This is a genomic window from Jannaschia sp. GRR-S6-38, from assembly GCF_029853695.1.
Taxonomy (GTDB): Bacteria; Pseudomonadota; Alphaproteobacteria; order Rhodobacterales; family Rhodobacteraceae; genus Jannaschia; species Jannaschia ovalis.
Genome location: NZ_CP122537.1, coordinates 3,256,202 through 3,278,568, shown reverse-complemented (window position 1 = coordinate 3,278,568; position 22,367 = coordinate 3,256,202). Strand labels below are relative to the sequence as shown.

The window sequence follows — 22,367 nt, the reverse complement described above, 5'->3', positions numbered from 1 at the left end:
GATGCCCCCCTGCCCGGCGCCGTCAGTCCGGGCTGGTCCCCGCGAAGGCCGTCGGCTCGTCGATGCGCACCTTGGGCGCGCCGATGCCGAGATCGAGCGATCCCCCGAAGGCGAGAAAGGCCGTGAATGCGACCGCGACGAGCGTGCCGCCGAGAAGGAAATTGATGCCGCGTGTGCGGCTGCGAATGAAAAGCGCCATGGCAGATGGCCAACTTCAGTTATGGTCCCCACCGGGGAAGATAGCACAAATCCGCCTATCTGGGGTGCCTGAATATGCAGCATTGCAGGAAATTCTGTGTTCATGTCAGTGCGCCACTCCCGCCGCGACTGATTCGTCGATGAAGCGGCCCTCCCGGAAACGCTCCATCCCGAAGGCCTCCGTCAACGGTGAATGGCCCTTCGCGATAAGTTCCGCCATGGCCCAGCCCGAGCCCGGGATCGCCTTGAAGCCGCCGGTGCCCCAGCCGCAATTGACGAAGAGGCCCCGGACCGGCGTGCGCGACAGGATGGGCGAGCGGTCGCCGGTCACATCGACGATCCCGCCCCATTGCCGCAGCATCTTGAGCCGCGAGAGCATCGGGAAGGTTTCGACCAGCGCGCGCAGCGTCTCCTCGATATGGTGGAAGCTGCCGCGCTGCGTGTAGTTGTTGAACCCGTCCGTGCCGCCGCCGATCACCATCTCGCCCTTGTCGGATTGCGACAGGTAGCCGTGGACGGTGTTGGCCATCACGACGACGTCCATACAGGGCTTGATCGGCTCGGAGACCAGCGCCTGCAGCGCCACCGATTCGAGCGGCAGCCGGAAGCCCGCCATCTGCGCGAGGACCCCGGAATGGCCGGCCACGACGACGCCCAGCTTGTCGCAGGCGATCGGGCCTTGCGTGGTCTGGACGCCGCTGACGCGATCGCCGTCGCGGTCGATCCCCGTGACCTCGCATTTCTGGATGATGTCCATGCCCATATCGGTGCAGGCCCGCGCGTAGCCCCAAGCCACCGCGTCGTGGCGCGCCGTGCCGCCGCGGGATTGCCAGAGCGCCCCCAGCACCGGGTAGCGCGGGCCGTCGATAATCATGATCGGGCAGAGTTCCTTGACCTCGGCCGGCTCGATCCAGCGGGTCTTCACGCCCTGCAGGCCATTGGCATGGGCCGTGCGCTTGTAGCCGCGGACCTCGTGATGCGTCTGGGCCAGCATCATCACGCCGCGCGGGCTGAACATGATGTTGTAGTTCAGGTCCTGGCTGAGCGTCTCGTAGAGCGAGCGCGCCTTCTCGTAGAGCGCGGCGGAGGGATCCTGGAGGTAGTTGGAGCGGATGATCGTCGTGTTCCGGCCGGTATTGCCGCCGCCCAGCCAGCCCTTTTCGAGGATCGCGACATTCGTGATGCCGAAATTCTTGCCCAGGTAATAGGCCGTCGCCAGCCCGTGCCCGCCCGCGCCGACGATGACGACGTCGTAGCGGTCGCGCGGCGGGCGCTTGGCCCAGGTGCGGCCCCAGCCCTCGTGGTTGCGCAGGGCTTCCCGGGCGATGGCGAAAGCGGAATGGCGTCTCATCTTCGTCCCCTCGTCGCCTTCGGGCATGCCAAGCGGGGGCCGTCTGCGGGCGCGGGCCTGCGGCACCTGATCGCGGCTTTGCGACATGTCCGATCTGCCGCGCGCGACCTGCCGCCGCAAGAGGTGCCGCAGGGCCTTTTGTCTCACCCGCGGCGGGGGTAGGTCTGGCCCATGTTCTGGACCGCTGCCGCCCTCCTCCTCGTCGCCTGCGTGCTCGTCATCGCCGCCGCGCTCCGCGCCGTGCCCGCCGATCGCGAGGCGCCCGACGTGGCCGTCTACCGCGACCAGCTGCGCGAGCTCGAGCGCGACGCCGCGCGCGGCACGCTCGCGCCGGAGGAGGCCGAGGCCGCGCGGACCGAGGTGGCGCGGCGCCTGCTGGCCGCCGACCGGTCGGGCGGCGTCGCGGCGAAGGGGCCCGGCAACAGCGTTCTGGGCTTCGCGCTGATCGCGGTCCCGGTGATCGGCATAGCCGTGGCGACCTATCTGTCGATCGGGGCGCCGGGCTATCCCGACCTGCCGCTGGCCACGCGCATCGCCGTGGTCGAGGAGAACCGCGCCGCCCGTCCCGGGCAGGAGGTGGCGGAGGCCGAGGTGCCCGACCGGATCGACGACAGCCGCCCCGACCTGACACGCATGGCCGAGCAGCTTCGCGCGGTCCTGGCCGAGCGGCCCGACGACCTGCGCGGCTGGCGGCTGGCGGTGCAGACCGAGGCCGGGCTGGGCGATCTGGAGGCCGCCTGGCGCGCGCAGGTGCGGGTGATCGAAATCCTCGGCGACGATGCCACCTCCGAGGATCACGCCGTGCTGGCGGAGCTGATGATCCGTGCGGCGGGCGGCTATGTCTCGCCCGAAGCAGAGCGCGCGCTGAGCCGGGCGTTGCGGGCCGATGCCGGGAACGGGATGGCGCGGTTCTATGCCGGGTCGATGTACGCGCAGGGCGGCCGCCCCGACCTCGCCTTCACGATCTGGCGCCGGCTAATCGCCGACTCCCGCCCGGGCGATCCGTGGCTGGAGCCGATCTACGGCCAGATCGAGGAGATCTCGCAGCTCGCCGGCGACCCGACGCCGCTGGACCAGCTGCCCCGCCCGCGCGGGCCCTCGCAGGCCGATATCGACGCCTCGGGCGAGATGACGCTGGAGGACCGGATGGCGATGATCGAGGGCATGGTCGAGGGGCTGGCCCTGCGGCTTGCCGATCAGGGCGGGCCGGTCACCGACTGGGCCCGACTGATCACGGCCTACGGCGTTCTGGGCCGGACGGATGCCGCCGCCGCGGTCTATGGCGAGGCGAAGCTGGTCTTCGCCGAGGACCAGAGCGCGCTGGACCGTCTCGCGCAGGCCGCCGACCAGGCGGGCCTGACCCCGTGATCTGCGACACGATCGAGGAATTCGCATCCCGCCTGCCGGCGCGGGGGGCGCTTGTCGGCCTCGACCTCGGCACGAAGACGATCGGGGTCGCCGCCTCGGACACGCACCGCTCGGTCGCCACACCGATCACCACGATCCGCCGGACAAAGTTCACCGCCGATGCCGAGGCGCTGGAGCGGCTGCTGGCCGAGCGGGCGGTGGCGGGTATCGTGATCGGCCTGCCGCTCAACATGGACGGGAGCCACGGCCCGCGCCTGCAATCGACCCAGGCCTTCGCGCGCAGTCTCGCGCGGCGCATCGACACGCCGATGGCCTTCTGGGACGAACGGCTCAGCACCGTGGCGGCCGAGCGCGCGCTGCTCGAGGCGGATACGACACGGAAACGTCGCGCGGAGGTCATCGACCACGTCGCGGCCGGCTATATCCTGCAGGGAGCGCTCGACCGCCTGCGCCATATCGAAAGCACCGCATGACCGAAGACCCGACCTCCGACCGCATCTGGGCCCGCGCCGAGATCGAGAGCCCCTGCGTGCGGGTCTGCGTGGTGCATCCCGAGACGCGGCTCTGCACCGGTTGTCTGCGCTCGATCGACGAGATCGCGGCCTGGTCGCGGATGACGCCCGAGGGCCGCGCCGCGGTCATGGCCGAGCTGCCCACCCGCGCGGCGGCCCCTTCGGCGCGCCGCGGCGGGCGCGCGGGACGGCTGAACCGGGGCTGACCGTCTTGCACAATTCGGGGTAAGGCGCCGTTCGGCACATCCCCAACGTGGGGATCGCACTCAGCCGAGCGCCTTGCGCAGCATGTTCAGCGCGACGAGGAACAGGAAGATCGCGAAGGCGCGCTTGAGCGGCGCGGGGTTCATCGCGTGGGCCAGCTTCGCGCCCAGCGGCGCCGTCAGCAGCGTCATCGCTACGATCACCACGAAGGCCGGCCCGTTCACGAGGCCCAGCGTCAGCGGCGGGCGCGCGCCCTCGGCCGGAAGGACGAGGAACAGCAGCACCGAGGGCACCGCGATCAGCAGACCGAACCCGGCCGCCGTCGCCACGGCGCGGTGGATCGGCACCCCGTGCAGCGTCATCAGCGGCACGCCGAAGCTGCCGCCGCCGATGCCCATGAGGACCGACAGGAAGCCCACGCCGGGCGAATAGATGTATTGCTTCGCGCCCTTGGGCATTCCGGGGGCGATGCGCCAATGCGGGCGCGAGACGGCCATGTAGATCGCGACGATCAGCGCGAGCACCGCGAAGACCGCCGTCAGCGTCTCGGAGCGCAACCCCGTCGCGACCAGGGCGCCCAGCAGCGCGCCCAGCCCGATGCCCGGCCCCCAGCCCCTGAGGATCGCGAAATCCACCGCGCCCTTCTCGGCATGCGCCCGGACCGACCGGATCGAGGTCACCACGATCGTCGCGAGCGAGGTGGCGACGCAGACCTGCATGATGTTGGGCCCGTCATAGCCCAAGGCGCCGAAAACATAATAGAAGGCCGGCACCAGAACGATGCCGCCGCCCACGCCCAGAAGCCCCGCCAGCACGCCCGCGAAGGCCCCCACGGCCAGAAGAAACGCCACCAGCGGCGCAAGGGTGGCGATGTCGGGCATGGGATCTCCTCAGGCTGCCGCCCGCGTCACATGCGCCAGCGCCGCATGCAAGATCTCCGCGCCCGCACCGGGCTTCGCCGCGCCCTCCGACAGGGTCCGCCGCCAGCCCCGCGCGCCCGGCAGACCGGCGAAGAGGCCCAGCATGTGCCGCGTCACCTGCCCGGGCTTGCCGCCTTCGGCCACGTGGCGTTCGACGTAAGGCACCATCCGCAAGGCGGCGGTGACGCGGTCGGGACACGGATCGGGGCGGCCGAAGATGCGGTTGTCGGCGTGCAGCAGGATCGCGCCCGGATCGTGATAGGCCGCACGTCCGACCATCACGCCGTCCATATAGTCGAGCTGCGCCTCGACGGCGTCGAGCGAGGCGATGCCGCCATTGATCGACAGATGAAGTTGCGGAAAGCGCGCCTTCATCGCGTGGACCAGCGGGTAATCGAGCGGCGGCAGCTCGCGGTTCTCCTTCGGGCTGAGCCCCTGCAGCCAGGCCTTGCGCGCATGGATCGTGACCCGGTCCACGCCGGCATCGGCCATCCGCGCCAGAAGGTCGGGCAGCACCGCGGCCGGGTCCTGGTCGTCCACCCCGATGCGGCATTTCATGGTCACCGGCACCGCGCCCGCCGCATCCGCCATGGCGCGCAGGCAGTCGGCGACGAGCGCGGGCCGCTCCATCAGGACCGCGCCGAAACAGCCCGACTGCACGCGGTCGGAGGGGCAGCCGACATTGAGGTTGATCTCGGCATAGCCGCGCGCGACACCCATCGCGGTGGCCTGCGCCAGCTCGCCCGGATCGGACCCGCCGAGTTGCAGCGCGACCGGATGCTCGGCCGCGTCGAAGTCGAGCAGATGCGCCGCCCCTCCCCGGACGAGCGCGGCGGCGGTCACCATCTCAGTGTAGAGCAGCGCCTCGCGCGACAGGACGCGATGGAACGCCCGGCAGTGCCGGTCGGTCCAGTCCATCATCGGCGCGACGGAAAAGCGTGCGGCTTCGGTGGCGGCGTCCAAGGGCATTCGGCTCACTTCATTTGGGCCGTTTCGTTGGATATGCGGCCCGCGGTGAGGACATAGTCAAAACATCGGCGCATCACTACCCCCAGAGGGGCAACGCAAGCGGAATGTTCTGGCTTCAGGCCGTGCCGATCAGGCCGTAGTCGCTGTCGCTGTCGCTGTCGCTGTCGTTGGCGATGCGGATCGCATCCTCTTCGGTGTCGACCGGAATGACGACGCCGACGGGGCCGAAGAGCTCCTCCTGCGCGATGCGCATGTCGTTGGAGACATCGGCATAGACCGTGGGCTGGATGTAGAACCCGTCGCCCTCGGCCACGGCGCCGCCATGGAGACAACGCGCGCCGTCTTCTTCGGCGACCTTGAAGGATTTCTGTACGCGCTGGAATTGCGCAGGCGTGATGATGGGATCGAGATTTTCATCCGGAACAATGGCTTCCACGGATTTCTTCAACTTGTCGAGGAAGGCGTCGTAGACGGACCGCTGCAGCAGGACACGGGTGCCGGCGGAACAGCCCTGGCCGGCGTTCAACGTGAAGCCCTTCACGGCCTCGGTCGCGGCCGTGTCGAGATCGGCATCGTCGAAGACGATGTTGGCCGACTTGCCGCCGAGTTCCAGCGTCAGCGGGATGATCCGGTCGGCCGCGATATGGCCGATGGCGCGCCAGACCACGACCGACCCCGTAAAGGCGACCTTGCGGACGTCCGGGTGGCTGACGATGGCCTCGCCCATCTCCTTGCCGGTGCCGAGCACGATGTTGATGACGCCGTCGGGGAAGCCGACCTCACTCGCCATCCGCGCCATTGCGACCGTAGTCTGGAGGGGATTTCCGAGGGTTCGCGACGATAACACTGCCCGCGACCAACGCCGGCGCGATGGCGCGCGCGGCCTGGTTGAGGGGCAGATTCCAGCGCGTGATGACGCCGACGATCCCGTAAGGCTCGCGCTTGGTGAAGACGTGCTGGTCGGGCGCCACGTCGAAAACGTCGCCCGTCGGCAGCTACACGAAGCTGCCGTACAACTCGAAATAGGCGATCGAGCCGCCGACCTCGGCATAGGCCATCGGCATGGGTTTGCCGGTGTCGGCATGCTCTATCTCGGCCAGCCCCTCGCGCTCCTCGCGCATCATGGCGGCGAGGCCGCGAAACCCGTGGCCTTCGAAGACTTGGGCATTGAGGCGATCTACGAACTCGATGTCGAGGGCATGGCGGTCATCGTCGCCGTTGACAGGCAGGGCAACTCGATCCACAGAATCGGCCCTGCGCAATGGCGGCGAACCCCTGAGCCCGCATGATGCTTCAGACTGTCGGACAGATGCTCGCCACCCAGGCCCGGCTCCAGCCGAACCGTCTGGGCGCGCGAGACCTGGAACGGTCGATGAGATTCGCCGAATGGAACGACCGCGCCTGTCGGCTGGCCAATGCGCTCCTGTCGCTTGGGCTGTCGAAGGGCGACCGTGTCGCCGTGCTGGCCTACAACCGCGTCGAATGGGCCGAGATCTACGCCGCCGTCGCCAAGGCCGGGCTGGTCACTGTCCCGGTCAACTTCCGGCTGACGGCCCCCGAGGCGCGGTTCATCTGCGAAGACTGCGCTGTCTCGGCCCTGATCGCGGAAGAGGCGCTGGCTTCGGTCGCCGATCCCCTGCGCGACGGTCTGGACATCGCGCATTTCATCCGGATCGGCGGCGAAGCGCGGGGCTGGCACGGCTATGAGGCCCTGATCGCCGATGCGTCGGACACCGAACCCGACAGCGACGTGTCCCCCGGCGACCCTTGGTGCCTCATGTACACCTCCGGCACCACGGGGAACCCGAAAGGCGCGATCCGCAGCCATGGCGGCATGGCGATGCTGGCCATGATGACCGAGATCGAGCTCGGCCTGTCGCGCAAGGACGACGCGCTCCTCGTCATGCCGATGTGCCACGCCAATTCGCTCAATTTCTTCACCGCGTTTCTCTATATCGGCGCGGCCGTGACGATCTTCTCCCGCGCGAGTTTCGACGCCGAACTGTGTCTGGAGGCGTTCGGCGAGATGGGCGTCACCTTCTCGTCCCTGGTGCCGACGCATTACGCGATGATGCTCGACGTCCCCGAGGCCAAACGCGAGGCCGGCGACTTCGGACGCGTCGAGAAGCTCATGGTCTCCTCCGCCCCGGCCCGCGTGGAAACCAAGCGCGCCGTCATGGAGATGTTTCCGAACTCGGGCCTGTTCGAACTCTACGGCTCGACCGAGGCGGGCTGGGTCACGTTCCTCCATCCCGACGAGCAATTCGACCATCTCGGAACCGTCGGGCGCGAGGTCGTGGGCTCCGCCCCCGTCCGCCTTCTCGACGAGAACGGCGAGGAGGTCGCGGACGGCGAGATCGGCGAGCTCTACTCCTCCTCGCCCTACGCCTTCGAGGGCTACTGGAACCTTCCCGACAAGACGGCCGAGGCCTTTCGCGGCGCGTATCTGTCGGTCGGCGACATGGCGCTGCGCGACGCAGACGGCTTCATCCGGTTGATCGACCGCAAGAAGAACATGATCATCTCCGGCGGCGAGAACGTCTACCCGACCGAGGTCGAGGCGGTTCTCGGCCAGCATCCGGACATCAAGGATGTCGCAGTCGTCGGGCTGGCGGACGACAAATGGGGCGAGCGCGTCGCCGCCGCCGTGGTGCGGCGCGATGGCTCGGACCTGACCGGTGAGGCACTCATCGAGTGGACACGCGAGCGGCTCGCGGGCTTCAAGCGCCCGCGCCAGGTGATCTTCCTCACCGCCGACGCGATGCCGCGCAACACGACCGGCAAGATCCTTCATCGCGTCCTGCGCGACATGCTGGCCGACAGCCAGAGGACCAAGACATGACCGAACCACAGGACCTCAATCGCGACGAAGACAACGTTGCGGCCTGGATCGCGCATCTGCTGGCCGAACGCGGCATCGACCGGATCTTCGGCCTTCAGGGCGGCCATATCCAGCCGATCTGGGACCACGCCGCCAAGCGCGGGATCCGCATCATCGACGTCCGCGACGAGGGCGCCGCCGTCCACATGGCCCATGCGCATGCCGAGTTGACAGGCGGGCTCGGGGTCGCGATGGCGACCGCGGGGCCGGGTGTCACCAACTGCGTGACGGCCATCGCGAACGCGTCGCTGGCCCGCGCGCCCGTCCTCCTGATCGGCGGCTGCACCTCGCGCCCGCAGGCCAACATGGGGCCGCTTCAGGATATCCCGCACACCGACATCCTGCGCCCCGTGTCGCGCTACGCCCGGACGGCGCGCGTGCCGGAGCAAGCGATCCGCGAGCTCGACGAAGCCATCGCCCGCGCCTTCGGGGATCTCGGCGAACCGGGCCCGTCCTATATCGAGATCCCCACGGACGTCTTGCGGACGCGGCTTCCCTCGACGCTCGTGCCGGCCGACTGGATCGCGGCGAAAGCGCCGCGCCGCGCGCCGCCCGACCCCGCACGCGTCGACGACGCGGTGGCGGCCATCCGTTCCGCGAAGCGCCCGCTCGTCGTGTCGGGGCGCGGCGCGCGCGGCGCGGGCCCTGCCCTCGTCCGTTTTCTCGACGCCGTGGACGCGCTGTACCTCGACACCCAGGAAAGCCGCGGCCTCGTGCCGCCCGAGCACCCTGCCGTGGTCGGTGCCGTGCGCGCGGCGGCGATGGCGCAGGCCGATCTGGTCATCACGCTCGGCCGCAAGCTGGACTATCAGCTGGGCTTCGGCTCTCCGGCGGTCTTTCCGGAGGCGCGGTTCCTTCGGATCGCGGACACGGCGGGAGAGCTTGTCGACAACCGTCGCGGCACGCCGGAACTGCTGGCCTCGGTGCCGCTTGCACTCGATGCGCTGACCGACGCGCTCCGCAACGACCCGGGCACGCGGGATGCGGATTGGCTGAGCGGGCTGCGCGCCAAGCACCGGGACCGGATCGCGAAAGGCAAGGAGACGGCCGGACCGCAGACGGGATCGGACGGCAAGGTCCACCCGATGGCCATTTTCGACGCGATCCGCGAGGTCGCCAACGACGACTACATCGCAATCGCTGACGGCGGCGACCTTCTGAGCTTCGCGCGTGTAGGGCTGGAGGCCGGCACCTATCTGGACGCGGGCGCCTTCGGCTGTCTCGGCGTCGGCGTGCCCTTCGCCGTCGCCGTAGCACTCGCCCATCCCGACCGGCAGGTGATCTCGGTCAATGGCGACGGGGCCTACGGGATCAACGCGATGGAAATCGACACGGCGGTCCGCCACGGCGCCAAGGCGGTGTTCATCGTCTCGAACAACGCCGCTTGGAACATCGAGCGCTACGATCAGGAATACAACTATGGCGGCCGTGTCGTCGGCACGACGCTCAGGCATTCCGACTATGCCGCGATGGCGCGCGCCTTGGGCGCGCATGGCGAACGCGTAGAGGATCCGTCCGATCTGGCGGATGCCCTTCGGCGCGCGATCGAGAACGCCCCTGCGGTGATCGACGTCGTCACGTCGCAGGAAGTGGTGTCTTCGGACGCCAAGAAGGGCCTCGGCTTTGTCCCCGACTACCAGGCGCTCACCGCCTGGGACGATGCCGAGCGGAAACGGAGAGGTCTCGAATGACGGGACCGTCGCGCTCTACCGCTTTGCGGTGATTTCGTCGGCATCGCAGACCGCGACCGCGCTGGGGCGTCGAACAACGATCCGGAACGGCTCCGGTCGAGCTCCGCTCAGCGATCCACGCCCCTGTCTCGGACGATCGCATCTGACCATCCACCCGTGGAAGTCACAGACGAATAGTCACCTGCGTCAGGCAGCGCGCGCTCGACCCTGCTCGCAATGCGCGGCAATCGCAGATCGAGTGGTTACCCATAGGGCATTGTCCGCCACGCAGAGGCGCGCGATTTCGTCGATGGCCCAGGCCGCGGCGGGTCATCCGTAGCAGTGCCCATGGGCGAATTCGCCCAGTATGACCGTCGCCGCCGGTAGCGACTTCACTCCGTTGAGCGCGTCGCGGAAGATCTCGACGAACTGCGCCGGTGTCCGGCCGAAGCGCATGGCATGCGGCAAGTCGTTGAACTCGATCGACATCGGAATTGCCAATATCTCGCGTTCGCCGAAGCGCTGGACATAGGGCAGATCCGCGTCCAGCACGTCGCCGTGCCAGTCGTAGCCATGCGCCGCGAGCATCCGCGGTGTCTCGGGCGAGGACGTGACGCGCGGGCTGATCCAGCCGGAGGGTCGGCGCCCCGTCGTGATCGTCGCCGCCTGCGGCACGGCGACCGGGTCACCTCGATTTGTCTGGGGCCGCCCGCCCCCGCGCGCTAGTCTCCCGCCCGGAGGTACAGGATGGGTGACGAACGCGAATTCTCGCGCCGGCGGATGATGGGGCTGGGCGGTCTGGCGATCGCCGCGGCGGGCATCGCCGGGGGCTGGGCGCTGGTCCGGCGCGACCGCTTCGAAGGCGCGACGCTGACCGCGCCCGAGGCGCTGGAGGCCGTGCGCGCGGGCGAACTGCTGCTGGTCGATATCCGCCGCCCCGACGAATGGGCCAGCACCGGTATCCCCGAGGGGGCCGAGCCGCTCGACATGCGGCGGGATGATTTCGTCGAAGCGCTGGAGGCGCTGGCAGGCGGCACCGATCGTCCGGTGGCCTTGATCTGCGCGCGCGGCGTCCGGTCGGACCGGATGTCGGCGGCGCTGGAGGCGGCGGGGTTCACCACGGTCGCCGATGTCAGCGAAGGGATGCTGGGCTCCTCGGCCGGGCCCGGCTGGCTGGCGCGCGGCTTGCCGGTGGCGCGGCCTTGAGGGCGCTGGCGCTCCTGTTGGCCGTCTGCGCGACCGCCGCGCAGGCCTGTCCGGGCCGCGACGCGCCCTGCGAGATCGACGGGGGCACCTATCGCATCGTCCTGCCCGAGGGCGCGGCCCCCGCGCCGGCGGTGGTCTTCCTGCACGGGTTCGGCGGCTCGGGCGCGGGTGTCCTGCGACAGACCGGGATGGTGTCGTCGCTCACGGCGCGGGGCTGGGCCGTGATCGCGCCCGACGGCCGGCCGCGCCAGGGCCGGAACGGGCTGCGCTGGAGCTTCGACGGGGCCGAGGGCCGCACGGCCGACGCCTTCCTGCGCGCGGTCGCCGCGGATGCCGCGGCGCGCCACGGGGTCGATGCCGGTCGGATGGTCCTGGCCGGCTTCTCGAACGGCGCCTTCATGGTCACCTATCTCGCCTGCCGCGACCCGGAAGCCTTCGCCGCCTATGCGCCGCTCTCGGGCGGGTTCTGGGAGCCGCAGCCCGAGCGCTGCGCCGGGCCGGTCCGGCTGTTGCAGACCCATGGCTGGCGGGATCCGACCGTGCCGCTGGAGGGCCGGCCACTCGGCGGCGGGCGTCGGGTCCAGGGCGACATCTTCGCGGGGCTGCAGCTCTGGCGCGAGACGAATGGCTGCCAATGGGACGACCCGGAGGGCTATGCCACCACGGGGCAGTTCATGCGGCGGCGATGGGATTGCGGCGCGGGCTCGGCGCTGGAGATGGCGCTGTTTCCGGGCGGGCACGGCGTGCCGGACGGCTGGGCGGACCTGATGCTCGACTGGTTCGAGGCGTTGCCCGACTGAGCTATTCCGCCGGGGTCGGCGCCAGCAGCGCGCGCAGCTCCTCGCGCCAGCGCTGTGCGCGGCGGGCCACCAGCGGCGCGCGGACTTCCTGCGGGACGGGCATCAGGCGCGGCGCGGGACGGGCCGAAAGCAGCGAGAGCGGCGCGGCTAGCAGGAGGCTCGCCATGATCGGCAGAAGCCAGAGCGAGACATAGCCGGTCAGCATTCCCGCGAGCAGCAGGGCGCCGAGCCCGGTCTCGACCGCGTGAAAGCGCAAAAGCCCGCCCCAGCCGGGCCGCGATCCCGCCCGCGCCTGCGGCAGCCAGTCGAGCCGCGTGCCCAGGAGCGCGGCCCCGACGGCCAGCGTCTGCTGGACCATCAGGATCGGCGCATAGGCGATGGAGACGGCGATCTCGACGACCAACGACAGCGTGAAGCGCCCGGCCCCGCCGAGCCGCGCGAGCGGCGTGCCCGCGGCCACCAAGGCTGCCGCCCCGATCAGCTTCGGCGCCAGCAGAAGCGCGTAGAGCGCGGCCATCAGCCAGACATGGTTCACCGGCGACATCTCGGGCCAGTTCGGCAGGGTGGGATTGGCGGGCGAGAAATAGTTGATGACGGAGCGGTCGGCGCTGACGCCGATGACCGCCCAGAGGGTCAGAAGCAGGAACCAGAGCGGCGAGAGCAGGTAGCCCACCGCGCCGTGGAACAGATGGAAGCGCGACAGGGCGTGGAAGCCGCGCGTGCCCAGAAGGCCGAGATGCTGCAGGTTGCCGCGGCACCAGCGCCGGTCGCGCAGGACGTGGTCGATCAGCGTGGGCGGCGTCTCCTCGTAGCTGCCGCGCAGGCGGGGCAGGAAGCGCACGGCCCAGCCCGCCCGGCGCATCAGCCCGGCCTCGACGAAATCGTGGCTGAGGATCAGCTGCTCGCGCCCGCCGCGGCCGCGCAGGTGCGGCAGGCCCGCCGAGGCGGCGAAGGCCTGGGTCCGCAGGATGGCGTTGTGGCCCCAGTAATTGCCCTCGCGCCCGGTCCAGCGGGCCAGGCCCTCGGCCAGGGCCACGCCGTAGATCGCGTTGGCGAATTGCTGCGCCCGGGCGAAGAGCGTGCCCGCACCGATCAGCTGCGGGAAGGACTGGATCAGCCCGGCCGCCGGGTCGCGGCCCATCGCGTCGGCGAGCGTCCGGATGGCGCCGGCGCTCATCAGGCTGTCGGCGTCGAGGATCAGCATGGCATCATGCGCCCCGCCCCAATTCGCCAGCCATTGCGCCAGGTTGCCGACCTTGCGGTCGGTGTTGCGCGTCCGGCGGCGATACCAGATCGCGGCCCAGGGCAGGCGCCTGCGCAGCGCGGCGAAAGCGGCCTCTTCCTGCGCGGCGCGATGCGGATCGCGCGTGTCCGACAGGATGTAGAGGGCCCAGTCATGCGCGCCGGGCGCGCGGCCCAGCCGCTCGAGCATCGCGGCGGCGTTGCCGAAGACGTCCCAGGGCGCCTCCTCGTGGACCGGGACCAGCAGGGCCACGCGCAGCGGCGTGACGGGACCGGTCTCGGGGGCGATGCGGCGCTGCATGGCGGCCGCGCCCGCCAGCACGGTCACGAAGGTCAGCGCGATCCAGAAGAAGCCCACGGCGATCAGCGCAGCCAGGAGCCCCTCGGCCCATGTCGTTCCGCCCTCGGCGAAATAGGACAGGAAGGCCCAGGCCAGCGCGCCGGTGGCGAGCGTGGCCGGCAGGAAGGTCCCCGCGCGCCAGCGCACGGCCTGCGGATCGCGGGCCGGATCGGGGGCCGTGTCGTCGCGAAAGGCGCGCCGCAGGTCCTGGCGCGGATGCGCCAGCGGCGCGACGGGTGGCATCTCGGCGGTCATGCGCGCGTCCAGCGGTAGAGCCAGACTTCCGAGACGGCGCGCCCGTCGCGCATCAGCTGCGCGCGCAGCTCGACCGCGTCGCGGGCCGCCGGATCGAAGGTGAAGGCCAGCCGCGCGCCGCCCGTCTCGGGGTTGCGCTGCAGGATGCCGTCCGAGGTGACCGCCCGTCCCGACGAGACATGCAGCGTGATGCCGTCGAGGCTTTCCAGTTCCGGATGCGCGGCGAAGTCGATCGCGGCGAGCCAGCGGTCGCCCTCGAAATTGAGGCCCATATGGGTGTCGATCACCCGGGCGACATCGGCCCGCCCCTTCGGCGTGGCGGCGGCGTCGTGCCAGGACATGCGGTAGGCGAAGCGATGCTCCTGCCCCGCGGCCAGCGGCGCGCGCGGGCGCCAATAGGCGACGATGTTGTCATAGATCTCGCGATCCGACGGGATCTCGACCAGCCGCACCACGCCCGGGCCCCAATCGCCCTCGGGTTCGATCCAGAGGCTGGGGCGTTCGTGGTAATGCGCCTCCAGGTCGGCGAAATCCGACAGCCGGTCGGCGCGCTGCATCAGGCCGAAGCCGCGCGGGCTGTCGTCGACGAAGCTGGAGAACTGCAGCACGACCGGGTTGGCCAGCGGCCGCCACAGCATTTCGCCCGCGCCGTTCCAGATCGCCAACCCGTCGCTGTCGTGGATCGCGGGGCGGAAGTCCTCGAAGCGCGGGCGGTTTGTCTGATCGTAGAGAAACATCGAGGTCAGTGGCGCGATGCCCGCATGGTCGAGATCGACGCGCGGGAAGAGGCTGCATTCGACCCGCATCTCGCAGGCCGGGCCGGGGGTGATCTCGAACCGGAAGGCGCCTGCGGCGGAGGGGCCATCGAGTAGCGCATGCAGAATGACGCGGTCGTCGCCGGGCGCGGGCGTCTCGACCCAGAAGCGGGTGAAATCGGGAAACTCCTCGCCCGAATCCTCGCCGGTATCGAGCGCCAGCCCGCGCGCAGAGAGCCCGTAATGCTGCGCCGCGCCGATCGCGCGAAAATAGCTGGCGCCCTGGAAGACGGCGAACTCGCGGGCATTCGCCTCGCCGGGGAAGCGGTGGCGCAGGCGCAGGCCGGAATAGCCCATCGTCTCGTCAAGAGGCAGCTCGGGCGTCTGGTCGGTCCGCGCGAAGAGGTCGAAATCGAAGGCCAGCCGCGCGGCGCTGTCGCCCTCGACTACCGCCACCTCGACGGCGCGCGGGAAGTAGAGCCCCGGATGGAAGAGATCCATCTCGAAGCCCCGATCCTCGCCGGACCAGACCGCGCGGCGCGGATCAAACCAGATGGTGCGATACTGGTCATAGGTCAGCGCGCGCCAGGGCTCGGGGATGAGGGGGCGTGGCATGTAGGGCTGCGCGGCCAGGTCGCGCGCCATCTCGCGCACCGTGTCGGGACCGAAAGGCCGCGTCTCGATGATGCGCGGCGCGGCGTCCGCGGCACCGGCCAGCGCCAGCGCCGAGACCCCGCCGAGGAAAGTGCGCCGCTTCATCGCTTGGCCCGCCACGGCTGCGACTTGAACCAGCCGGCCGTGTAGGCGCAGGCGATCAGGAGCGCGAAGCCCGTCAGGTTCACCAGCGCCCAGGTGCCCGCGTTGCGGCCGATCAGGTCCAGGACGATGCCGTTGACCCGCGCCAGCACCATTGAGAAGACGAAAACGGCCAGGCTCTGCTGGCCGACCTTGGTGATCAGCCGGATCAGGCCGTTCCAAAGCCGCGCCACGGCCCCCTGCCCCGCCGCAACCAGCCGAGCGCCGCCCGCGCCCGCCGCCGACCAGGCGAGATAGGCGAGCGCGAGGAAATGGACGTAATGCAGGATCGCGAAATCCGACTTGTCGAACCAGTCGCGATGGGCCTGCCGCCAGTCCAAGACCGGGTTGCAGGCGCCGAAGCCGGTCTCGGCGCAGCCCGTCAGCGCGACGTAGGCGCCCTTCACGAGGTCGGTCTGGAAGAGGCGGAACCCGATCGAGCTGAGGACCATGCTGACCAGCACGACCGCCAGCGCCAGGCCGATCAGCCAGGGCCGGACCGGCGGCGCAGGGATCCAGCCGCGCATGAAGGCGAAGCCGGTGAAGAAGACGAGCTGCCAGCCGAACGGGTTGAAGAACCACGCCCGATCGGACCAGGGCTCGGCCGGGAAAGCGAGATGCAGATGGCCGAGCCCAAGCGTGTCGAGCAGCGCGCCTTGCGCGAAGACCCATATCGTGAGCGACAGCGCGAAGGTCAGCGGCAGCGAGACGCGGGCCAGCGCGACCATCGCGGGCATCATCACCAGCACCGCCATGTACATGGGCAGGATGTCGAAATAGTTCGGCACGTAGGTCAGCGTCAGCAGCCCGATCAGCTGCGGCGCGGGATCGGCGAAGAACTTCCACAGGTTGAGCGTGCCGATATAGGTCTCGGACGGGTTCCAGGCGGCCGCGTCGATCGCCGCCAGCATCGTCGCGATGGCGAGGAACATGCAGATATGCGCCCAGTAGATCTGCCAGACGCGGAAGCCCACCCGCGCCGTGCCGAGGCGCCAGCCCATCCGATCGAAGCTGCGCCCGAAGGCGATGGCCGATGCCATGCCCGAGCAGAAGACGAAGATCTCGGTCGCGTCCGAAAAGCCCCAGCGGGCCGGGATCCACAGCGTCCAGGCATTGCCCGGCGTGTGCGCCAGCAGGATGATGAACATCGCCAGCCCCCGGAACACGTCGAGGCGCAGGTCGCGGATGGCCGCGCCCGCCGTGGCGGTCGTCGCACGCGGCGCGCTCTGGTAGGCACGCGAGGGGGTCGTGGTGGCCATGGTCCGCGTCTCTCTGACTCGATGCGGCAACTTACGGGCCGGTCGCGGCGCGCGGAACGGGTTTCTGCGCCTGCGCGATCAATGCGCGCCGCGCCGCCGCATAACCGTCCTCGTGGCCGCCGCGCCGCGCCGCGCGGGCGGCCAGAAGCGCCTCGGCACCGGCAATCTGGCCGGCGCGGAGGCCGGCATCGATGGCCAGCCGCTCGAACACGTCGCGCTGGGCGTGGCTGCCGCCGGCGTCGGGCAGGTGCGGGCGCGCGCGCGACAGCGCCGCGAAGGCGCCAGAATAGTCGCTATGGGCGAAAGCCGCGATCCCGCTCGCCGTGTCGAGGCCCGGCTGCGCCATGCGCGCTTCGACCCCGTCCGCGGGCGCCTCGGCGCAGCGGGCCAGCCGCCCCAGCATGCGCGCGGCGGCATCCTCGCGGCCGTCGGCCTCGAGCGCGAGCAGGTAGTGCAGATCGGCGAAGACGAGGCAGGCATCCTCGGTCCGGCGCTCCGACAGATCGGCCAGTTCGACCCAGCGGTCGCCCACATCGACACCTTCGAGCTCCAGCCGGGTGAGCAGCGAGGTGGCGTTGGCGATGTCGCGGTAATCGTCGGTATGTTCGGCCCGGACCTTCGCATCGTAGAGTTGCAGCGCCTCGTCCAGCCGCCCGAGGTCGAGCAGCATCAGCGCGCGGTGCCACCAGATGTGGAAGCGGAAGTTGTTGCAGCCGGCCGCGGCGTCGCCATGCGCGTCGAGCCAGGCCAGCCCGCCCGCCGCATCGCCGGTCATGTCGTGGACATGGGCCACCGCGTGCAGCGCCCAGGCATCGTCGGCGGCGGCTTGCAGCGCGGCGCGCCCCGTCCGGGCGGCGCGGTCGAATTCGCCCGTCTCCTCAAGCGCGAAGGCATGGCAGCCCAGCACGTAGCCGCGTCCGGCATGGCCCGGCCCATGGTCCGCGAGCGTGCGCTCGACCGAGGCGCGCATGCCCGCCGCGTCGCCCGTCACGAAGCGGATCGCGTGGGAGAGCTTCATGGCCAGCGTATCGCCCGGCGCGCGGTCCAGCGCCGCTTCGAGGGCCGCGATGGCCGGGCGGTAATGCCCGTCCAGTAGCGCGGCCAGCGTGTCGATCAGGGCGCGTTCGCGCGCGTTCGTCCCTTCGGCGCGGGTGCGTGCGGCGTCGAGCGCGACCTGCGCCTCCTCGAACAGTTCCCGGCGGCCGAGCAGCATGTAGAACATCCCCCTGAGCGCGTGCGGCGCGGCATGGCCGGGCGCGGCCTCGGCCAGCTTGGCCAGGTGCAGCGGGGTCGCCGCGCCATGCGCTAGGAAGGCCAGGCAGGTCGCGTTCCAATGCCCGACAGCCTCCGCGGGCAATGTGACCGGCTGGTCGAAGATGTCGTGACGGGTCATGCGGGCCTCGGATCGACGGGGGATACCCAAAGCCTTAACCGTCTGATCCCACGCGCAGCCATAGCCGCACGGCCGGTGTCACGGACTGTTTACGGCGCGTCATCATCCGCGAAGGGGTCGTCGCGGGTCAGCCGGTCGCTATCGGCGCCGAAGCGCGGCGGCGGATGGCGATAGGTGACGGGCGTGCGCGAGAACTGCAGCGGGTTGCCGACCAGCGGCAGGGTCAGGCCGTCGGCCTCCATGTCGAGCGCCATGCCGCGGGCGGCGACCTGCTCGGAGGCGAAGACCTCGGGCAGGGTCTGGACCGGGCCCACGGGGACGCGCGCGGCCTCCAGCCCCTCGATCACCTGCGCGGTGGTGAGCCCGGCCAGCGCCGGCTCCAGGTGTTCGGCCAGCGCAGCGCGATGGTCGAGCCGCGCGGGATTTGTGGAAAAGCGCGGGTCCGCGGCGAGGTCTCCCAGTTGAAGGACGCCGCAGAACCGCTTGAACTGGCTGTCATTTCCGACCGCGACGATGACATGCCCATCGGCGGTCGCGTAGACGCCGTAGGGGACGATGTTCGGATGGCCGTTGCCCCGGCGGATCGGGGCCTTGCCAGTCAGGCGGGTGTTGACGGCCTCGTTGATCGTCCAGGCGATCTGGCTGTCGACGAGCGCCACCTCCACCTGTTGGCCTTCGCCCGTCGCCTCGGCGTAGCGCAGCGCGGCCAGGAGGCCCACGCAGGCATACATGCCGCACATCACGTCGGCGATGCCGACGCCGACCTTCATCGGCTGACCCTCGGGCTCGCCGGTCAGGGACATGATCCCGCCGAAGCCCTGGGCCATCAGGTCGTAGCCGGGCTTGTGGCGGTTCGGCCCCGTCTGCCCGAAGCCCGAGATCGAGCCGTAGACGAGCCTCGGGTTGACCGCGCGCAGGCTGTCGTAATCCAGCCCGTATTTCGCCAGCCCGCCCGGCTTGAAATTCTCGATCACGATATCGGCCATGGCGGCAAGCCTGCGGATTTCGGCCTGGCCCTCGGGCGCGGCGATATCGACGGCGACCGACAGCTTGTTGCGGTTCGCGCACATGAAATAGGCTGATAGATCCGTATCCTCCGCGCCGTCCTTCACGTAGGGCGGCCCCCATTGCCGCGTGTCGTCGCCGCCCGTGGCCGGGTTCTCGACCTTGAGAACGGTCGCGCCCAGGTCGCCCAGAAGCTGCGTCGCGGTCGGACCGGCGAGGATGCGGCTGAGATCGAGCACGCGGACGCCCGCCAGCGGGCCGGTTCGGTCGGGCATGGAAGCCTCCGGAGATCGAGCGGTCACTCGGCGGCGATAGCACCCTGCCAGGCGGCGGGCCACCCGTCGCGCGTCTGGGGCAGCTTCATGTCGAGCGCCGCCGCGGCGATCTGGTTGCGCAGGACCTGCGCCGTGCCGCCGCCGATCGTGAACATGCGCACGTCGCGATACATCCGCTCGAGCGGCGTCTTTGAGCCGTAGCCCTCGGCCCCGAAGATCTGCAGCGCCCGGTCGACCACGCGGACCGCCATCTCGGAGGTCATCAGCTTGGCGCGCGCGGCCTTCACCCGGTCGGGGAACCGCTCGGTCCGGGTCGCCTCGCCGATCAGCAGTCGGGCGGCGTGGATCTCGGTGTCCATGTCGGCGAGCATCCATTGCAGGCCCTGGAACTCGGCCAGCGGCCGGCCGAACTGGTGCCGGTCCTTCAGGCGGGCGGCCGCGAGCCGCGCTGCCTCCGCCGCGACGCCCAGGGCGATCGTCGCCGCGCCCACGCGCTGTGTGTTGTAGGCATCGATCAGCTCGCCGAACCCCGCATCCGGGATCACCATGTCGTCGGGCACGAACAGGTTCTCCAGGTGCAGCTCCGCCTCGGGCATCCCGCAGAGGCCCATCGTCCGCTCCAGCCGCGCGACGCGCAGACCCGCGCCCGGAAGCGCGAGGAAGCCGCGGATCCCGTCGGGCGTGCGCGCGAAGATCAGGTGCAGCTTCGAGACGCCGCCGCCGGTGATCCAGTGTTTCACGCCGTCGAGCCGCCAGCCCCCCGGGACGCGCGTGGCCGTCGTGGTCATCGCCGTCGCGTCCGAGCCGGCACCGGGCTCGGTGATGCAGATGGCGGGCTTGTCTCCGGCCAGAACCAGCTCCGCCGCCAGCGCCTTCTGCGCGTCGGTGCCGAAGGCCATGACGGCGCTCAGCGCGCCCATGTTGCCTTCGACCAGGATGCGACCTGTCAGGGTGCATGCGCCCGAAACGGCCTCGACGATCGGGACGACCTGCGACAGGGGCAGGCCCGGGCCGCCCCAGTCCCGCGGGATGGTCATGCCCATCAGCCCCGCCTCCGCCAGCGCGGCCACGTTGTCATGGGCGTAGCGCCGCTCGCGATCCCAGGTGGCGGCGCGATTGCGGAAGGCAGGCAGCAGGGCCTGCGCATGGGTCAGATGATCGGACATGGCGGCCTCCTTGTGCGAAGGATAACGCCGCCGCTATGTTCAACACCATCGAATTTGCCTGAAGATCAGGATCAGTATTCTTGAACAACCGAGACCTCCTCACCTTGCGCGCCATCGCGCGTCACGGCTCCTTCCGGGACGCGGCGGAGCGCACGAACCAGACGCTCTCGGCCGTGTCGATGCAGATGAAGGCGTTGGAGGGCGCGCTCGGCGCGACGCTGTTCGACCGCGCGACCCGCCCGCCCCGGCTGACGGCGCTGGGCCGCGCGGTGGCCGAGGCCGCGGCGGAGGTCACCGGGGCCGAGGCCCGGCTGCGCGCGCTGGCCGCGCCCGAGGCGGCGCCGGCGGGCCGCTTCCGGCTGGGCCTGACCGCGAGCGCGGGACCGCGGCTCCTGCCCGGCTTCCTGCGCCACGCCGCCGCGGCGCTGCCGCATGCGCGCTTCACCTTCCACACCGGCTTGTCCGAGGGGCTGGAGAGCGCGGTCGCCGATGGCGGCCTCGACGCGGCGATCGTCACGGCCACGGGCATCCCGTCGGGCGCTCTGCGCCACCGCGTGCTGGCCCGGGACCCGCTGGCCGTCGCGCGGCCCGAGGGCCTCGCTCCCGATGCACCCTTCCTGCAATTCACGCCCGAGACCGGGCTCGGCCGCGTCGTCGCCGCCGAACTGCGCGACCATCCCGAGCTCGCCGCGCGCCCGGCGCTCACGCTCGACCATATTCCCGCGATCCTCGCCTGTCTCGATGCCGGGCTGGGGGCGACGATCCTGGCGGCGAGCGACCTGGGCGACCGGCCGTCGCGCCGGCTCGCGCGGCATCGCGCGCTCGTCCTCGTCACCCGCGCCGGCGGTCCGCTGGACACGGCCGGCGACAGGCTGGCCGATCTGCTGAAGCCCTGAGGAATGCGCCCTTGCGAAGCCCCGCCCCCCTGCTTTAGACCCGCCCGCGGAGCGGTGGCCGAGTGGTCGAAGGCGCACGCCTGGAAAGTGTGTAGGCGGGAAACCGTCTCGAGGGTTCGAATCCCTTCCGCTCCGCCACTTGCCCTCGCGAAAGCGTTCTCCCGGTCCGGCTGCGGCCGGATTTTTTCGTTGTTTTCGAAGGTTATGCGGGTGGGGCTGAGCACTGCCCTTGCTGCCAAGTGACCCGGAAGCGGTCTCTCAGGGCGAATATTCTCCGGACCTCATGACTGTGCCGATTTGGTGAATAGCCTGTAAGATATTGGTGTGCAGAGCTTTTCCTCGGTGCTGGGCATAGTACTTCGACGCCGGTCGCGCTCGATAAGATGGAACAGAGATCGAACGTTCGCCATTGCCGGCGTTCGCCACGGCCTGCCTAAACGACCTCGTCGCGTACGAGCCGTACCGGCGCGCCAGCGGGATGGGTGATAGTCCAAATTGCAAACCGACAACGGTCGCGTCGCTGCGGCCCAGCTTTGGTTCCCGCAATCGGTAGTTCGAGCCGCCTTGGATCTTCCCGATCGGAACCCGCACTACTCCACCATTCTCTGAAACTCGTCGTGGCACATTTGTGGCAAGAACGCCGACCGCGCCGCAATCCCTAGTGTGTGAAGTCAAGAATGACGCTACACAAGCGTGTATCCAATGGCTACACTCACTACCTATGAAGGATGCAGGGCTGCGCATACGAATCGACCGGGAGTTGCGCGAGCAGTTTTTGAGCGCGTGCCGGGAAGATGACAAACCCGCGGCCCAGGTCCTTCGTGAGTTCATGAGAAGCTATGTCGAGAAGCGCGCGGCAGCCAAGGCCGTGCAGGCGGAGCAGATCGTCAAGTAAGAAGAAGCGGGA

The 22,367-nt window shown here is 70.0% G+C and carries 24 protein-coding genes and 1 tRNA gene; 11 read left to right on the top strand and 14 right to left on the bottom strand.

What is annotated here, in order from left to right; all coding sequences use genetic code 11:
- Positions 1–22 precede the first annotated feature (22 nt).
- Together P8627_RS16810 and P8627_RS16805 are read right to left on the bottom strand one after the other, a co-directional pair.
- On the bottom strand, positions 23–199 hold the full coding sequence (locus P8627_RS16810) for a hypothetical protein (RefSeq protein WP_279965401.1): 177 nt from the start codon (positions 197–199) through the stop codon (positions 23–25).
- A gap of 105 nt (positions 200–304) precedes the next feature.
- The gene (locus P8627_RS16805; protein ID WP_279965400.1) at positions 305–1,549 is read right to left on the bottom strand and encodes a sarcosine oxidase subunit beta family protein; all 1,245 of its coding nucleotides are present in this window, start codon (positions 1,547–1,549) and stop codon (positions 305–307) included.
- Between the two features lie 171 nt (positions 1,550–1,720).
- On the opposite strand from P8627_RS16805, the gene ccmI reads away from it, so the two are divergent.
- The 3 genes from ccmI to P8627_RS16790 are packed head-to-tail and all read left to right on the top strand — an operon-like array spanning position 1,721 to position 3,635.
- Entirely contained in the window at positions 1,721–2,917 is a 1,197-nt protein-coding gene (ccmI, locus tag P8627_RS16800; RefSeq protein WP_279965399.1) for a c-type cytochrome biogenesis protein CcmI, read from the top strand.
- Positions 2,914–3,390, top strand: coding sequence for a Holliday junction resolvase RuvX (gene ruvX / locus P8627_RS16795; RefSeq protein ID WP_279965398.1), 477 nt, complete (start codon positions 2,914–2,916; stop codon positions 3,388–3,390). The genes ccmI and ruvX overlap by 4 nt, the downstream gene beginning before the upstream one ends.
- Complete coding sequence (locus P8627_RS16790; RefSeq protein WP_279965397.1) at positions 3,387–3,635, top strand: DUF1289 domain-containing protein; 249 nt, start codon at positions 3,387–3,389, stop codon at positions 3,633–3,635. The genes ruvX and P8627_RS16790 overlap by 4 nt, the downstream gene beginning before the upstream one ends.
- Positions 3,636–3,695: 60 nt before the next feature.
- On the opposite strand, the gene P8627_RS16785 is transcribed toward P8627_RS16790, so the two are convergent.
- From P8627_RS16785 to P8627_RS16765, 5 genes are all read right to left on the bottom strand, one after another.
- Positions 3,696–4,514, bottom strand: coding sequence for a sulfite exporter TauE/SafE family protein (locus tag P8627_RS16785; protein WP_279965396.1), 819 nt, complete (start codon positions 4,512–4,514; stop codon positions 3,696–3,698).
- A gap of 9 nt (positions 4,515–4,523) precedes the next feature.
- Positions 4,524–5,522 carry a tRNA dihydrouridine(20/20a) synthase DusA gene (dusA, locus tag P8627_RS16780; RefSeq protein ID WP_279965395.1) on the bottom strand — a complete coding sequence of 333 codons (999 nt, stop codon included), beginning with the start codon at positions 5,520–5,522 and terminating at the stop codon, positions 4,524–4,526.
- 115 nt (positions 5,523–5,637) lie between these two features.
- Positions 5,638–6,312, bottom strand: a complete 675-nt coding sequence (locus tag P8627_RS16775; protein ID WP_279965394.1) for an aldehyde dehydrogenase family protein — start codon at positions 6,310–6,312, stop codon at positions 5,638–5,640.
- A complete protein-coding gene (locus tag P8627_RS16770; protein ID WP_279965393.1) occupies positions 6,302–6,493 on the bottom strand; it encodes an aldehyde dehydrogenase family protein in 192 nt (63 codons plus the stop codon). Before P8627_RS16770 ends, P8627_RS16775 begins: the two co-directional genes overlap by 11 nt.
- A gap of 24 nt (positions 6,494–6,517) precedes the next feature.
- Entirely contained in the window at positions 6,518–6,643 is a 126-nt protein-coding gene (locus P8627_RS16765; protein ID WP_279965392.1) for a hypothetical protein, read from the bottom strand.
- Here P8627_RS16765 and P8627_RS16760 point away from each other — a divergent pair.
- Genes P8627_RS16760 through P8627_RS16750 form a run of 3 tightly spaced genes read left to right on the top strand, consistent with a single transcriptional unit; the run spans position 6,605 to position 10,094 of the window.
- On the top strand, positions 6,605–6,811 hold the full coding sequence (locus P8627_RS16760; protein ID WP_279965391.1) for a fumarate hydratase C-terminal domain-containing protein: 207 nt from the start codon (positions 6,605–6,607) through the stop codon (positions 6,809–6,811). The two genes, P8627_RS16765 and P8627_RS16760, sit on opposite strands and share 39 nt — an antisense overlap.
- Entirely contained in the window at positions 6,808–8,364 is a 1,557-nt protein-coding gene (locus P8627_RS16755) for a class I adenylate-forming enzyme family protein (protein WP_279965390.1), read from the top strand. The genes P8627_RS16760 and P8627_RS16755 overlap by 4 nt, the downstream gene beginning before the upstream one ends.
- Entirely contained in the window at positions 8,361–10,094 is a 1,734-nt protein-coding gene (locus tag P8627_RS16750) for a thiamine pyrophosphate-binding protein (protein WP_279965389.1), read from the top strand. Before P8627_RS16755 ends, P8627_RS16750 begins: the two co-directional genes overlap by 4 nt.
- 309 nt (positions 10,095–10,403) lie before the next feature.
- On the opposite strand, the gene P8627_RS16745 is transcribed toward P8627_RS16750, so the two are convergent.
- On the bottom strand, positions 10,404–10,748 hold the full coding sequence (locus tag P8627_RS16745; protein ID WP_279965388.1) for a polysaccharide deacetylase family protein: 345 nt from the start codon (positions 10,746–10,748) through the stop codon (positions 10,404–10,406).
- A gap of 72 nt (positions 10,749–10,820) precedes the next feature.
- On the opposite strand from P8627_RS16745, the gene P8627_RS16740 reads away from it, so the two are divergent.
- Together P8627_RS16740 and P8627_RS16735 are read left to right on the top strand one after the other, a co-directional pair.
- Complete coding sequence (locus P8627_RS16740; RefSeq protein WP_279965387.1) at positions 10,821–11,279, top strand: rhodanese-like domain-containing protein; 459 nt, start codon at positions 10,821–10,823, stop codon at positions 11,277–11,279.
- Positions 11,276–12,079 (top strand): alpha/beta hydrolase family esterase, encoded by an 804-nt coding sequence (locus P8627_RS16735; protein ID WP_279965386.1) that lies wholly within the window; start codon positions 11,276–11,278, stop codon positions 12,077–12,079. Before P8627_RS16740 ends, P8627_RS16735 begins: the two co-directional genes overlap by 4 nt.
- Before the next feature lies 1 nt (position 12,080).
- Here the strand turns inward: P8627_RS16735 and mdoH are convergent, their stop codons facing one another.
- The 6 genes from mdoH to P8627_RS16705 form a co-directional block, all read right to left on the bottom strand.
- Positions 12,081–13,916 (bottom strand): glucans biosynthesis glucosyltransferase MdoH, encoded by a 1,836-nt coding sequence (gene mdoH / locus P8627_RS16730; RefSeq protein ID WP_279965385.1) that lies wholly within the window; start codon positions 13,914–13,916, stop codon positions 12,081–12,083.
- A complete protein-coding gene (locus P8627_RS16725) occupies positions 13,913–15,430 on the bottom strand; it encodes a glucan biosynthesis protein (RefSeq protein WP_279965384.1) in 1,518 nt (505 codons plus the stop codon). The genes mdoH and P8627_RS16725 overlap by 4 nt, the downstream gene beginning before the upstream one ends.
- Positions 15,427–16,725 (bottom strand): OpgC family protein, encoded by a 1,299-nt coding sequence (locus P8627_RS16720; RefSeq protein ID WP_279965383.1) that lies wholly within the window; start codon positions 16,723–16,725, stop codon positions 15,427–15,429. The genes P8627_RS16725 and P8627_RS16720 overlap by 4 nt, the downstream gene beginning before the upstream one ends.
- Before the next feature lie 31 nt (positions 16,726–16,756).
- On the bottom strand, positions 16,757–18,118 hold the full coding sequence (locus P8627_RS16715; RefSeq protein ID WP_279965382.1) for a tetratricopeptide repeat protein: 1,362 nt from the start codon (positions 18,116–18,118) through the stop codon (positions 16,757–16,759).
- Between the two features lie 89 nt (positions 18,119–18,207).
- Complete coding sequence (locus P8627_RS16710; RefSeq protein WP_279965381.1) at positions 18,208–19,398, bottom strand: CaiB/BaiF CoA transferase family protein; 1,191 nt, start codon at positions 19,396–19,398, stop codon at positions 18,208–18,210.
- A gap of 23 nt (positions 19,399–19,421) precedes the next feature.
- The gene (locus tag P8627_RS16705; protein WP_279965380.1) at positions 19,422–20,564 is read right to left on the bottom strand and encodes an acyl-CoA dehydrogenase family protein; all 1,143 of its coding nucleotides are present in this window, start codon (positions 20,562–20,564) and stop codon (positions 19,422–19,424) included.
- Between the two features lie 80 nt (positions 20,565–20,644).
- Between P8627_RS16705 and P8627_RS16700 the strand changes: the two genes are divergently transcribed.
- From P8627_RS16700 to P8627_RS16690, 3 genes are all read left to right on the top strand, one after another.
- Positions 20,645–21,460, top strand: a complete 816-nt coding sequence (locus P8627_RS16700; protein ID WP_279965379.1) for a LysR family transcriptional regulator — start codon at positions 20,645–20,647, stop codon at positions 21,458–21,460.
- Positions 21,461–21,508: 48 nt separating this feature from the next.
- Positions 21,509–21,598 (top strand) — tRNA-Ser (locus P8627_RS16695).
- A 583-nt stretch (positions 21,599–22,181) separates the two neighbouring features.
- Positions 22,182–22,355, top strand: coding sequence for a plasmid-related protein (locus tag P8627_RS16690; protein WP_279965378.1), 174 nt, complete (start codon positions 22,182–22,184; stop codon positions 22,353–22,355).
- Positions 22,356–22,367: the final 12 nt, after the last annotated feature.